A 12,791-nucleotide genomic window follows, 5' to 3' on the forward strand; every position below is an offset into this window, starting at 1 on the left:
GTAGAAAAACGATCTGGCCGGTTAAACGCCCAGGGCGTCCCGCCGTGGCGGGACGCCCTGTGGTGAACGGCTGGAGCCGTCAGGCCTGCGGCAGGTCACTTGCCGGTGGCAGCGGCCTTCAGCTTGGAGCCAGCGGAGATCTTGACCGAGTGGCCGGCCGGGATCTGGATGGTCTCACCGGTCTGCGGGTTGCGGCCGGTGCGGGCGGCACGGTCGGTGCGCTCGACGGAGAGCCAGCCGGGGATGCTGACCTTCTCGCCCTTGGAGACCTGGGAGGCGAAGGTCTCGAAGAGTGCGTCCAGCACGCCGTTCACGGCGGACTGGGACAGGTTGTTCTTCTCGGCGACGGCGGCAACCAGTTCGCTGCGGTTCATAGCCATGTGTCCTCCTGGACGTCGGTGGTGATTCGTTCAAGCCCGGACCGGCGGGGCCGGGCACATGGTTGGAAAGCTACCACCCGGAAGGCCCCCGACATGGCCTAGAGGCGCCGGAACACGCGGATTTCCGGTGATTTATGTCCGAATTCCCACCATTCGGGTCCTTTTCGGGCCCTCCGGACGTCCCGGCACCCACTGCCCAGGCCTGCGCAACGGCACCCGGGCGCGGGGCCGGTCGGGACAGAGGACGGGCCCCGGAACGCCGGAAGGGGTGGCAGACCATGTGGTCTGCCACCCCTTCCGGTGTGGATCAGGCGGCGCCGTTCAGGCACCCTGGCCGGCGATGAGCACCGGCGCGTGGATCACCAGGACGACTTGGTGATGCCCGGCAGCTCACCGCGGTGGGCCATGTCCCGGAAGCGGACACGCGAGATGCCGAACTTCTGGAAGGTGCCGCGCGGGCGGCCGTCGATGGCGTCGCGGTTGCGCACGCGGATCGGGGACGCGTCGCGGGGGAGCTTCTGCAGGCCCACGCGAGCTGCCTCGCGCGCCTCGTCGGAGGCGTTGGGGTCCACCAGGGTCTTCTTCAGTTCCTGGCGCTTCTCGGCGTAGCGGGCCACGATGACCTTACGCTGCTCGTTCTTGGCAATCTTGGACTTCTTCGCCATGCCTCAGCGCTCCTCTCGAAAATCGACGTGCTGGCGGACCACCGGGTCGTACTTCTTGAGCACGATGCGGTCCGGGTTGTTGCGGCGGTTCTTGCGGGTCACGTAGGTGTACCCGGTGCCGGCGGTGGACTTGAGCTTGATGATGGGACGTACGTCCTTGTCCTTGGCCATGTCAGAGCTTCACTCCCTTGGCGATCAGGTCGGCGACGACGGCGTCGATCCCGCGCACGTCGATGGTCTTGATGCCCTTCGCGGACAGGGTCAGCGTCACGTTGCGACGCAGGGACGGCACCCAGTAGGTCTTCTTCTGGATGTTCGGGTTGAACCGACGCTTGGTGCGACGGTGCGAGTGGGAAATGCTGTGGCCGAAGCCCGGCCCAGCCCCGGTTACCTGGCAGTGTGCTGCCATGATCACTCCTCGTTGCAAGTAGTAGTAAAAGAACGGGCGGAACCCGCTGTGGAGCCTCCGGTCGGACCGGCGCACCACGAGTCCCGCCACCAGTTGTGACACCGCGCTCTTACTGCGACTTTCCGAAGGGATAACCAGGCTGGGTGAGAACCAACCGAAGCGCCCTTGATCGCTGGGGAAGACGGTGAGCCCCGCGCGTCGCCGGATGGCGGACGCGGGATCCGATGTGCGGGAGTCACGCTGTTTTCCGACGCCCTCTCCTCCCGGTGCAGGCACCGGGCGCGCGAGGACACAGCGTGGCTTGACGCCGTTCTATCTTAGGGCACGGCGTCACGGCGATCAAACCGGCGCGATCAGGACGGGGTGAGGCCGGCGGACGTCAGGACGGGGTCACGGAACACCCAGTGCCCGGGTTCCAGGTGGCCCAGGATCTTGGCCCCGATCCGCCCGATGTCCTCGAGGTCCTCGTCATCGAGGACGTCCAGCAGGCAGGCGCGCACGCTGGCCACGTGGTGGGGGGCGATCCGGACGACCTCGTCCATGCCGAGATCGGTCATCTCGGCCAGGGTGACCCGCGCGTCCTCGGTGGAGGGCCGGCGGTGGATCCAGCCCCTGGCCTCCAGCTTCCGGGCCACGTGCGAGAGCCGGGACAGCGAGGAGTTGGTCCGGGCCGCCAGCTCGCTCATGGGCAGCGGGCCGTCGTTCTCCGAGAGCATGGCCAGGACCTGGTACTCGAAGAAGCTGACCGGCCCCTCACGGTGGAGGTCCGCCTCCAGGGCCGGCATGAGCTGCATGTGGGTGGCCACGATGCTCAGCCAGGCCCGGCGTTCCTTCGGCGTCAGCCAGCGGACCTCGCCGTCAGCCCCGCCCGACTCCACGTTGTCAACGTCTTCCCCACCGTCCATGGAGGTGAGTATCCCATGTCCGGGGGCCTTCCGCGGGAGGACGCCGGCACGTCAGCGCGGCCCGGCCGTCATCCGCCGCCGCTGCCAGGAGACCAGCTGGATGACGATCACCGCCATCAGGGCGATGAGGAACATGGCCGAACCGATCACGTTGGCCTCTGCCGGGATGCCCCGGGCGGCCGCCACGTAGACGAACTTCGGGAAGGTCTCCAGGGTGCCGGAGGTGAAGTTGGTGATGATGAAGTCGTCGAAGCTCATCGCGAAGGAGAGCAGCCCGGCCGCCAGGATGCCCGGCACCAGTTGGGGCAGGGTCACCCGGAGGAACACCTGGGCCGGGGACCCGTAGAGGTCCCGTCCCGCCTCCTCCAGCCGCGGGTCCAGGGTGGACACCCTGGACCGGATGGTCACGACCACGAAGGACATGCAGAACATCACGTGGGCCAGCACCACGGTCCAGAACCCCAGGTGCATCCCCACGTTCAGGAAGAGGGACAGCAGGGAGGCGCCCAGCACCACCTCCGGGGTGGCCAGCGGCAGGAAGATCAGGAATCCGGCGGCGTCGCGGAACCGGAAGGCGTAGCGTCCCAGCCCGTAGGCCAGCAGGGTGCCCAGGACCAGGGCGATCGCCGTGGCCACGAGTCCGACCTGCAGGGAGGTCTGCACCGACGCGCAGACCGCGGGCGCCCCGCAGGGGTTCTGCCAGTTCTCCCAGGTGAATCCCCGCCAGGTCAGGTTGGTGCGGGCCGGCTGGTTGAAGGAGAACACGAAGATGTAGGCGATCGGGACCAGCAGGTAGATGAACGCCAGGCCGCCGAGCACCGGGACGGCCCAGCGCCCGATCGCCCGGCCCAGTCGCGAGCCCACCGTCCCGCCGTCCGGGGGACCGTCTGGCCCGCCCCCGGTGGCGCGGGGTGCGGCGGAGGCGGGCCTGCCGGCCGGCGGGGGGACCGGCGTCGTGGTGGTCGTCCCGGAACTGGTCATGTCGGTCCCTGCCTTCCGTTCACACCAGGTCCCTGGTGCCGAACCTGCGCACGTAGAGGGTCACGAGCACGAGGATCGTCACCATGAGGATGAAGGACAGCGCGGCCGCACCGGGATAGTCGAGCACGCGCATGAACTTGGAGTCGATGACCTGCCCGATCATGGTCGTGTTCCGGTTGTTGCCCAGGATGGCCGCATTGACGAAGTCCCCCGAGGCCGGGATGAACGTCAGCAGGGTCCCGGCCAGCACGCCGGGCACGGAGATCGGCAGGGTGACCGTCCGGAAGACCGTGAGGTCGCTGCCGTACAGGTCCCGGCCCGCCTCCAGCAGCCGGTGGTCCAGGGCCTGGAGGTTCGCGTAGATCGGCAGCACCATGAACGGCAGGAAGTTGTAGGTCAGTCCCGCCACCACCGCCACCGACGTGGCGGTCAGGGAGGCACCCTGCGGCATCAGGTGCAGCGTCTTCAGGGCCTGGACCAGGAACCCCTCGTCCGCCAGGATCTGCTTCCAGGCCTGGGTCCTCAGCACGAAGGAGGTGAAGAACGGTGCGATCAGCAGCACCAGCAGCAGCCCCTGCACGAAGGCCCGCCCCCGGAGCCGCACGGCGATCAGGTAGGCCATCGGGTAGCCGATCACCAGGCACAGGACCGTGGCCAGCAGGGCGAAGCCGAAGGAACGCAGCAGCTCCGGCCAGTACCCGCCCAGCACCACGGCGTAGTTCCCGAACTCCAGGGCGGGGACGAACTGGCCCACCTCGGCCCCGGGCGGCTTCACGTACAGCGAGGTGGCCAGCAGCGTGAAGACCGGCAGCACGAAGAACACCAGCAGGTAGACCAGCCCGGGGCTGACCAGTCCGTACCCGGCCCGGCCGCGGGCCGGCGCGGTCCCGTCCGCGAGCGCAGCCGCCCGGTCGAATCCGGCCTGCCGCCCCGAGCGGCCCGCCACCCGGGAGGTCATACCGCGCCGTCCCCGGCCGCCGCGTCCTGCCGCCCGTCCAGGCCGAAGGCGTGGGCCGGGTCCCAGGAGAGCCCGACGGCGTCACCGGGCCGCATCAGGTCCTCGCCGCGGTTCTGGGCGAAGACGCCGAGCTCGCCCAGTCCCGGGACCTCGACGCGGTACTCGGTGGAGACCCCGGTGAAGGCCACGTCCGTGACGGTCCCGGCCACCCGGTTCACTCCCCCGCTCGCGGTGGCACCGTCCGGGTCCGCCCCCGCCGCACGCATGTGGATCTTCTCCGGCCGGATGCCCACCAGGACCTCTCCGGTGGTGGAGACCGCCCGGTCCCGGTGCACCGCGAGCCCGTGGCCGGACGCGTTCACCTCGAGCAGGGGGTCCGTGCCGCCACCTCCCCGGGTGACGGTCCCGGCCATCAGGTTCGACCGGCCGAGGAAGTTGGCCACGAAGGCGGTGCGCGGCAGGTGGTAGAGGTCCTCCGGCCTGCCGATCTGCTCGATGCGGCCCTCGTTCATCACGGCCATCCTGTCGGCCATGGACATGGCCTCCTCCTGGTCGTGGGTGACGTGGATGAACGTCAGTCCCACCTCGGCCTGGATCCGCTTGAGCTCGGACTGCATCTGCCGACGCAGCTTCATGTCCAGGGCGCCCAGGGGTTCGTCCAGCAACAGGATCTCCGGCTGGTTGACCAGGGCCCGGGCCAGCGCCACGCGTTGCTGCTGCCCGCCGGAGAGCTGCGCGGGACGGCGGTCGGCCAGGTGGTGCAGTTCCACCAGTCGCAGGAACTCCTCCGTCCGGCCCCTCCAGTCCCGCACCCGCCGGCGGCGCAGCCCGAAGGCCACGTTCTCCTTCACGGACAGGTGGGGGAAGAGCGCGTAGGACTGGAAGACGGTGTTGACCGGCCGCCTGTAGGACGGCAGGGAGGTCACGTCGCGTCCACCGATCCGGATGCTGCCGGCCGTGGGCGTCTCCAGGCCGGCCACCATGCGCAGGGTGGTGGTCTTTCCGCAACCGGAGGGGCCCAGCAGCGCGAAGAACTCACCGGCCGGGACCGTCAGGTCCGTGGCCTGGACGGCCGCGAAGCCGGCGAACTGCTTGCGCACTCGGTGCAGGACCAGTTCGGCGCCCCCGGATGCCGGCCGGTCCCCGGCGGGCTGCTGCCCGGGTGCGGCCAGGTCCGTCCCCGGGATGCTCTCGGGCGATGTCGTCGCCGGCAGCTGTCCCATGGGCTCAGTTGCCGATCGCCCGCTGGAAGGACTCGTTGTACCGGGTCTCCTCCTCGGGGGTGAGTGCCCGGATGATCTGGGCGTTGGCCAGGTACTCGTCCGTCGGGAAGATCATCGGGTCCTGGGCCAGCTGGGGATCGATCTTCTCCATCTCCTCCCGCGCCCCCTCCACCGGGCAGACGAAGTTGACGTACGCGGCGACCTCGGCCGCCACCGCGGGGTCGTAGTAGAAGTCGATGAGCCTCTCCGCGTTGGCCTTGTGCGAGGACCCCATGGGGACCATGAGGTTGTCCGCCCACATGGTCCCGCCGGCCTCCGGGAGGGCGAACTCCCAGCGGTCGCCGTTCTCGACGTTCAGCTGGGTGATGTCCCCGGACCAGCCGATCACGGCCAGGGCGTCACCGGAGATCAGGTCCTCCTTGTAGGCGTTGCCCTTGACCTGGCGGATCTGGCCGCTGGCGATGTGCCTCTGCAGGACCTCCAGGGCGTTGTCGAACTCGGTGTCACCCCAGTCCCCCGTGATGTCCACCCCGTCTGCCATCATCAGCAGGCCCATGGTGTCGAGCATCTCGTCCAGCACGACCACGCGCCCCTTCAGCGCCGGGTCCCACAGGTCGTCCAGCGCGCGCAGGCCCCCGGGGACCTCCTCCTTGTTCCAGGCCAGTCCGGTGAACCCACCCTGCCAGGTCGCGGAGTGCACGCGACCCGGGTCCCATTCGACCTCCCGGTAGTTGGGCAGCAGGTTGGCCAGGTTCGGGATGTTCCCCGCGTCCAGTTCCTGCACCTGGCCCAGGCGGATCAATCGCGCGGCCATCCAGTCCGTCAGCGTGATCAGGTCCGCGCCGATGTCCTGCCCCCGTGACAGCTGGTTCTGGTACTTTCCGAAGAAGCCGTCGTTGGAGTCGATGTCCTCGGTGTAGGTCACCTCCAGGCCGGATTCCGCCTGGAACCGCTCCAGCGTGGGATAGACGCCCGCGGCGTCGTCATAGTCCAGGTAGAGCGTCCAGTTGGACCAGCGCAGCGTCCCGTCCTCGGCCGAGCGGTCCTCGGCGGGGGTCAGCTGCCCGGAGGACTCGCTCTCCCCGGCCGGCGTCGTCCCGCCACCGGTTCCGCAGGCGGCCAGCACGGAGGCCAGTCCGAGCCCGCCGGCACCGGTCAGCAGGGACCGCCGGCTGATCCTGCCGGCCGACGCCGACCGCGCCAGCCGGACCAGCGCGGCGACGTCAGGATCGCGGGGACCGGGCGTGGCACCCGGCCGGAGGCTGAGACGGTGGGACGGATGGGATCGGGGGGACATGCTGGCTCCTCGGATCGACGCGAGCGGCCACGGCGGGTCCCCGGGGGCCGGGACCTGAGCGTTGTGTACTGCCGCGGCTGTTGACCAGAGTGTGACAGAGCACTCCTGCACTGACAAGGTTTTTCGTTGAGCATTTACCTCTCGGAAACGAAATCCGACCCTTGCGCCCCCTCTCCGCGTGGGATTCAATGAGGCAAGCCCACCCCCAGTCAACGAGATCCGTTTTCCGGGTGCGGCCCGTACCCGACACCCCACCCCCCCATGGACGCCAGGAGGCACCGTGACGCCGCAGAGCAGCCTCGCCCCCGCGAAGCCGTCCGAGGCCCATTCCGCAGCGCTGGACGACCGCTCCAAGGCCATCATCGAGCAGCTGCAGCAGGACGGGCGGCGCTCATTCTCGGCGATCGCCCGCGCCGTGGGGCTCTCCGAGGCCGCCGTGCGGCAGCGCGTGACGAAACTGCTCGACGACGACGTCCTGAAGGTCGTGGCCGTGACCAACCCGATGCAGCTGGGCTTCCCCCGGCAGGCCATGGTGCACGTCAAGACCGGGGCCGACCTGACCGGGACCGCCGACCGCCTCGCGCAGATCCCGGAGGTCGACTACTGCGTGGTGGTCGCCGGTGACTGGGACGTGCTGGTGGAGGTGGTCTGCGAGGACGACCTGCACCTCCTGGACGTCATCACCGCCATCCGGACCACCGAGGGGGTTACGCAGACGCAGACCCTCACCTACCTCTCCCTGCGGAAGCAGGAATACGATTGGGGAACCCGATGACCGACAACTCGGTACGCACCACACCCACCGGCGCGCTGCGCACGGACGCGGCCCGTGACCACCTGTGGATGCACATGACCGCGCACGGCCCGATCCAGCGCGGGGCCGACGTCCCGGTGATCGTGCGCGGCGAGGGCCACATGATCTATGACGACGCCGGCAGGGGCTACATCGACGGCCTCGCCGGCCTGTTCGTGGCGCAGGTGGGGCACGGTCGCGAGGAGCTGGCGGAGGCGGCGGCGAAGCAGGCCCGGGAGCTGGCGTTCATGCCGCTGTGGTCCTACGCCCATCCCCCGGCCATCGACCTGGCGGAGCGGCTGGCCGCCTACGCGCCCGGGGACCTGAACCGCGTGTTCTTCACCACCGGCGGCGGCGAGGCGGTGGAGTCCGCCTGGAAGCTGGCCAAGAACTACTTCAAGGAGACCGGCCGGCCGATGAAGCACAAGGTCATCTCCCGCTCCATCGCCTACCACGGCACGCCCCAGGGCGCCCTGTCCATCACCGGCATCCCCGAGCTGAAGCAGCAGTTCGAGCCCCTGACCCCGGGCGGGTTCAGGGTGCCGAACACCAACTTCTACCGGGCGCCGGAGTTCTGTGCGGACAACGAGAAGGACTTCGGGCTCTGGGCCGCCGAACGCATCCGCGAGGCCATCGAGTTCGAGGGGCCCGAGACCGTGGCCGCCGTCTTCCTGGAGCCGGTGCAGAACGCCGGCGGGTGCTTCCCGCCCCCGCCGGGTTACTTCGACCGCGTCCGGGAGATCTGCGACGAGTACGACGTGCTGCTGGTCTCCGACGAGGTGATCTGCGCCTTCGGCCGGATCGGCTCGATGTTCGCCTGCACCGACCTCGGCTACACCCCGGACATCATCACCTGCGCCAAGGGCATGACCTCCGGGTACGCCCCCATCGGGGCGATGATCGCCTCCGACCGGCTCTTCGAGCCCTTCTCGAAGGACTCGACCTTCTACCACGGCTACACGTTCGGCGGTCACCCGGTCGCCGCGGCCGTCGCCATGGCCAACCTGGACATCATGGAACGCGAGCGGCTGAACGAGCGGGTCCAGGGCTGCTCCGACTCCTTCCGGGCCACCCTGGAACAGCTGCTGGACCTGCCGATCGTGGGCGACGTGCGCGGGGCCGGGTACTTCTTCGGCATCGAGCTGGTCAAGGACAAGGCCACCAAGACCACCTTCGAGGGCCCGGAGGCCGACCGGCTGCTGCGCGACTTCCTGTCCCCCGCGCTGTGGGAGGCCGGACTGTACTGCCGCGCGGACGACCGCGGCGACCCGGTCATCCAGCTCGCCCCGCCGCTGACCCTGGGCCAGCCCGAGTTCGACGAGATCGAGCAGATCCTGCGCGGGGTCCTGCAGGACGCCTGGGCGAGGATCTGACCGAACCGGCGGCCGGGACGGGGCGCGCGGGCGACCGGCCTCACCCGCCGCGCGCCCCGTCATGGCACGATCGAGACCAGGCAGCTTCGACGAAGGAGACGAGATGACCATCCAACCGGTGACCCCCGATCCCGCCATCACCGAGGACCTGATCGCCGAGGGCCGCAAGGCGTTCGACCTCGACCGCGCCCACGTCTTCCACTCGTGGAGCGCGCAGCGCAAGATCAGCCCGATGACCATCCTCAGGGCCGAGGGCCCCCACGTCTGGGACGGCGAGGGGCGCCGGCTCATCGACTTCTCCTCCCAGATGGTCAACACGAACATCGGCCACTCCCACCCGAAGGTCATCGCCGCGATCCAGGACCAGGCCGCGAGGATCGCCACGATCGCCCCGGCCCACGTCAACGACGCCCGGTCGGAGGCCGCCCGCCTCGTCACCGACCTGGCCCCGGGGGACCTGAACCACGTGTTCTTCACCAACGGCGGCGCCGACGCCGTCGAGCACGCCATCCGGATGGCGCGGCTGCACACCGGCCGGCACAAGGTCCTCTCGGCCTACCGGTCCTATCACGGCGGCACCGACCTGGCCGTGAACGTCACGGGTGATGCCCGCCGGTTCGACGCCGACCGGTCCGCGGCCGGCGTCGTCCGCTTCATGCCCCCCTACCCCTACCGCAGCTACTTTCACGCCCAGGATGACCGGCAGGAGACCGAGCGCGCCCTGGAGCACCTGGAGCAGGTCATCCAGCTCGAGGGCGCCCAGAACATCGCGGCCCTGATCCTCGAGTCGGTCCCCGGCACCGCCGGCATCTACGTGCCGCCGGCGGGGTACATGGCCGGGGTCCGGGAGCTGACCCGGAAGTACGGCGTGATGTTCATCGCCGACGAGGTGATGGTCGGCTTCGGCCGGACCGGTGAGTGGTTCGCCGTCGACCACTGGGACGTGGAGCCCGACCTGATGACCTTCGCCAAGGGCGTCAACTCGGGCTACGTCCCGCTGGGCGGCGTGGCCATCTCGGACGCCGTCTACGAGACCTTCGCGGAGCGCGTCTACCAGGGCGGGCTGACCTATTCCGGGCACCCCCTGGCCTGCGCCGCCGCCGTGGCCACCATCAACGCCATGAAGGACGAGGGCATGGTGGAGAACGCCGCGCGCGTGGGCCGGGAGGTCATCGGCCCCCGCCTGCGGGAGATCGGGGACCGCCACCCCTCGGTGGGCGACGTCCGCGGACTGGGCGCCTTCTGGGCCGTGGAGCTCGTGCGGGACCGGGCCACGAAGGAACCCCTGGCGGCCTACGGCGGCTCGAGCCCGGAGATGAACGAGCTGATCGGCGAGTGCAAGAGGCTGGGCCTGCTGCCGTTCGCCAACTACAACCGGATCCACGTGGCCCCGCCGCTGAACACCCCGGACGAGGTGCTCCGCGAGGGACTGGACATCCTGGACCAGGCGCTCGAGGTCGCGGACCGCCACGCGGCCGGTTGATCCGGGACCCGAGGTGAACCCCGTGCCGCAGCCGCCACGACCCGACGAGGCCTCGCCCCTGACCGCGTATGAGAGAGCCGAGCGGGAGGTGCCGGCCGGCGTCGTGGACGCGGCGCTGGCTGGCGCCAAGGCCATCTCCTACTGGTTGGACTCCCCTGACCGGCCGCCTGCCGAGCCCGCCCTGTCCCGGGACACGACGACCGACCTGCTGGTGGTCGGCGGCGGTTTCACCGGGTTGTGGACCGCGCTGCTGGCCAAGGAGCGGGACCCGGACCGGGACGTGCTGCTGCTGGAGGGGCACGAGTGCGGCTGGGCCGCCTCGGGACGCAACGGGGGGTTCGTCTCGACCTCGCTGACCCACGGACGCGCCAACGGGGTGCTGCACGTACCGGACGAGGTCGACCGGCTGGACGAGCTCGGGGAGCAGAACGTGGAGGAGATCCGGCAGGCCCTCGAGCGGTACGGGATCGACTGCGGCTTCGAGTGGAACGGCAGCATGACCGTGGCCGTCGAGGACCACCACGTGGACGCGCTGCGGCGCGAGCACGAGACCGATCCGGCGCAGTCGACCTTCTTCGACCGGGAGCAGGTCCGGGCCGAGGTCGCCTCGCCGCTCTACCGGGCCGGGCTGTGGTGGCACCGGGAATCCGCGCTGGTGGACCCCGCGCGGCTGGCCTGGGGGCTCAAGCGTGCGTGCCTGGAGCGGGGCGTGCGCGTCCACGAGCACTCACCGGTCCCGGAACTGCGCCGCACCGGCACCGGCGCCGGGGCCCGAGTGGTGGCCACGGTCGGCGGGGAGGTCGAGGGCCTTCCCGCCCGCACCGGGCCCCTTCCGCAGGAGACGTACGACGGCGGCCACCAGGGTCCCGGGGGCGGAGCGCCCCGCGCCGTGGTCACGGCGCGGCGGGTCGCCCTGGCCACCAACGCCTACCGGTCCCTGCTGCCCGGCACGGGACTGTCCACCGTCCCGGTCTACGACTACGCGCTGATGACCGAACCGCTGACACCGGAGCAGTCCGCGGCGCTCGGCTGGCGTCGCCGGCAGGGACTGGACGACCCCGACTCCCGGTTCCACTACTACCGGCTGGCCACCGACCGCGCCACGGGCCGGGACCGGCTCCTGTTCGGCGGCTACGACGCGGTCTACCACTACGGGCGGCGCGTCTCCGGCACCTACGACCAGCGCCCCGCGACCTTCCGGCGGCTCGCCGCCCACACCCTGGCGACGTTCCCGCAACTGGAGGGCGTGCGCTTCAGCCACCAGTGGGGCGGGGCCATCGACACCTGCTCGCGGTTCTTCGCCTTCTTCGACACCGCCCACGGCGGGCTGACCGCGCGTGCGGCCGGGTTCACCGGACTGGGCGTCGGCGCCAGCCGGTTCGCCGCCCGGGTGATGCTGGACCTGCTCTCGGGCCGGGACACCGAACTGACCGGGCTGCAGATGGTCCGGCGCAAGCCGGCACCCTTCCCTCCCGACCCGCTGGCCTGGGCCGGCATCGAGATCACCAAGCGGGAGATGGCCCGGGCGGACCGGCGGGGCGGACGCAAGGGACTGTGGCTGAGGTTCACCGAGGCCCTGGGCATGGGCTTCGACTCCTGATCAGGGCACGGGCTCAGGGAACGAGCCGCAGGGTGGCGTGGATCAGGGCATCGAGCCCGAGCTCGAAGGGCGCATCCGCGTAGGGATTGCGCTGGGCCGCCTCCGGGACGGCGTCCTGCCCGGCGGCACCCGTCCCCTGGTCACCGGCCGCCAGCGAGGCCATGAAGGAGTCCACGGTCCGCTGGAAGTTGGGCGCATCGGACTCACCGGGCCGCGAGGTGAAGATGGAGGCCGGGGCGTGCACGTCCATGGCCGATCCGAACAGGAACGACTCGAAGGCGATGATGACCGGCACCACCCGCGGGTCGGGCACCCCCGCGTGGCTCAGGGCCGCCGCCACGACGTCGTACATCCCCCGGGTGGTCGGCGCCCCGGAGATCGGCAGGGTCGCGATGAGCGGGATCAGCGTGGGGTGGGCGGCGAAGACCTCGCGGTAGGACCGGCCCCAGTCGGCGAGCGCCGCGGCCAGCGACCCGGAACCGTCCAGGAACGCCTCGAGGGAGCTGACGTCCACCCGTCCCATCACGGCATCCTGCAGCAGCGCCGTGAGCTCGGCCTTGCCGCCGATGTGGTTGTACAGCGCGGACGCGGCCACCCCCAGGTGCCGGGCCAGGGCCGCCATCGTCAGCGTGTCGGCCCCGTCCAGGGTCACCAGCTCCAGCGCCGCCTGGGCGATCCGCTCCCGGCTCAGCACCGGTGTCACCGGCCGGCCCGCCTGTCGCCG

At 70.4% G+C, this 12,791-nt stretch carries 14 protein-coding genes; 4 read left to right on the forward strand and 10 right to left on the reverse strand.

All coding sequences use genetic code 11. The annotated features are described in order from the left end of the window. Nucleotides 1–95 precede the first annotated feature (95 nt). The 9 genes from PLJ28_RS02365 to PLJ28_RS02405 all read right to left on the reverse strand — a co-directional run bounded on the left by PLJ28_RS02365 (nucleotide 96) and on the right by PLJ28_RS02405 (nucleotide 6,818). Nucleotides 96–380 carry an HU family DNA-binding protein gene (locus PLJ28_RS02365; protein WP_029139339.1) on the reverse strand — a complete coding sequence of 95 codons (285 nt, stop codon included), beginning with the start codon at nucleotides 378–380 and terminating at the stop codon, nucleotides 96–98. A 359-nt stretch (nucleotides 381–739) separates the two neighbouring features. Beyond that, nucleotides 740–1,045 carry a 30S ribosomal protein S14 gene (gene rpsN / locus PLJ28_RS02370; protein WP_010145440.1) on the reverse strand — a complete coding sequence of 102 codons (306 nt, stop codon included), beginning with the start codon at nucleotides 1,043–1,045 and terminating at the stop codon, nucleotides 740–742. A 3-nt stretch (nucleotides 1,046–1,048) separates the two neighbouring features. Then, nucleotides 1,049–1,216 carry a 50S ribosomal protein L33 gene (gene rpmG, locus PLJ28_RS02375; protein WP_010145439.1) on the reverse strand — a complete coding sequence of 56 codons (168 nt, stop codon included), beginning with the start codon at nucleotides 1,214–1,216 and terminating at the stop codon, nucleotides 1,049–1,051. Nucleotide 1,217: 1 nt separating this feature from the next. Next, entirely contained in the window at nucleotides 1,218–1,454 is a 237-nt protein-coding gene (gene rpmB, locus PLJ28_RS02380; protein WP_067189728.1) for a 50S ribosomal protein L28, read from the reverse strand. A 353-nt stretch (nucleotides 1,455–1,807) separates the two neighbouring features. Then, on the reverse strand, nucleotides 1,808–2,359 hold the full coding sequence (locus PLJ28_RS02385; protein ID WP_183527950.1) for a MarR family winged helix-turn-helix transcriptional regulator: 552 nt from the start codon (nucleotides 2,357–2,359) through the stop codon (nucleotides 1,808–1,810). A 51-nt stretch (nucleotides 2,360–2,410) separates the two neighbouring features. Beyond that, complete coding sequence (locus PLJ28_RS02390; protein ID WP_255459484.1) at nucleotides 2,411–3,340, reverse strand: ABC transporter permease; 930 nt, start codon at nucleotides 3,338–3,340, stop codon at nucleotides 2,411–2,413. A gap of 19 nt (nucleotides 3,341–3,359) precedes the next feature. Beyond that, nucleotides 3,360–4,298 carry an ABC transporter permease gene (locus tag PLJ28_RS02395; protein ID WP_183527952.1) on the reverse strand — a complete coding sequence of 313 codons (939 nt, stop codon included), beginning with the start codon at nucleotides 4,296–4,298 and terminating at the stop codon, nucleotides 3,360–3,362. Beyond that, complete coding sequence (locus PLJ28_RS02400) at nucleotides 4,295–5,521, reverse strand: ABC transporter ATP-binding protein (protein WP_324589865.1); 1,227 nt, start codon at nucleotides 5,519–5,521, stop codon at nucleotides 4,295–4,297. The genes PLJ28_RS02395 and PLJ28_RS02400 overlap by 4 nt, the downstream gene beginning before the upstream one ends. 4 nt (nucleotides 5,522–5,525) lie before the next feature. Further along, nucleotides 5,526–6,818, reverse strand: a complete 1,293-nt coding sequence (locus tag PLJ28_RS02405) for a polyamine ABC transporter substrate-binding protein (protein ID WP_183527956.1) — start codon at nucleotides 6,816–6,818, stop codon at nucleotides 5,526–5,528. 280 nt (nucleotides 6,819–7,098) lie between these two features. Here PLJ28_RS02405 and PLJ28_RS02410 point away from each other — a divergent pair, with 280 nt between their 5' ends. The 4 genes from PLJ28_RS02410 (at nucleotide 7,099) to PLJ28_RS02425 (ending at nucleotide 12,067) form a co-directional block, all read left to right on the forward strand. After that, nucleotides 7,099–7,593 carry an Lrp/AsnC family transcriptional regulator gene (locus PLJ28_RS02410; protein ID WP_183527957.1) on the forward strand — a complete coding sequence of 165 codons (495 nt, stop codon included), beginning with the start codon at nucleotides 7,099–7,101 and terminating at the stop codon, nucleotides 7,591–7,593. Continuing rightward, nucleotides 7,590–8,984, forward strand: a complete 1,395-nt coding sequence (locus tag PLJ28_RS02415; protein ID WP_183527959.1) for an aspartate aminotransferase family protein — start codon at nucleotides 7,590–7,592, stop codon at nucleotides 8,982–8,984. Before PLJ28_RS02410 ends, PLJ28_RS02415 begins: the two co-directional genes overlap by 4 nt. Nucleotides 8,985–9,087: 103 nt before the next feature. Next, nucleotides 9,088–10,467 (forward strand): aspartate aminotransferase family protein, encoded by a 1,380-nt coding sequence (locus PLJ28_RS02420; protein WP_183527961.1) that lies wholly within the window; start codon nucleotides 9,088–9,090, stop codon nucleotides 10,465–10,467. Between the two features lie 22 nt (nucleotides 10,468–10,489). After that, nucleotides 10,490–12,067: an NAD(P)/FAD-dependent oxidoreductase gene (locus tag PLJ28_RS02425; protein ID WP_298042913.1), complete on the forward strand. Its 1,578-nt coding sequence runs from the start codon at nucleotides 10,490–10,492 to the stop codon at nucleotides 12,065–12,067. A 13-nt stretch (nucleotides 12,068–12,080) separates the two neighbouring features. Here the strand turns inward: PLJ28_RS02425 and PLJ28_RS02430 are convergent. After that, nucleotides 12,081–12,791, reverse strand: a 711-nt coding sequence (locus PLJ28_RS02430; protein WP_298042911.1) for a TetR/AcrR family transcriptional regulator, incomplete at its 5' end; no start/stop codon positions are given.

The sequence above is a fragment of the Citricoccus sp. genome (assembly GCF_035445025.1).
Lineage (GTDB): Bacteria > Actinomycetota > Actinomycetes > Actinomycetales > Micrococcaceae > Citricoccus.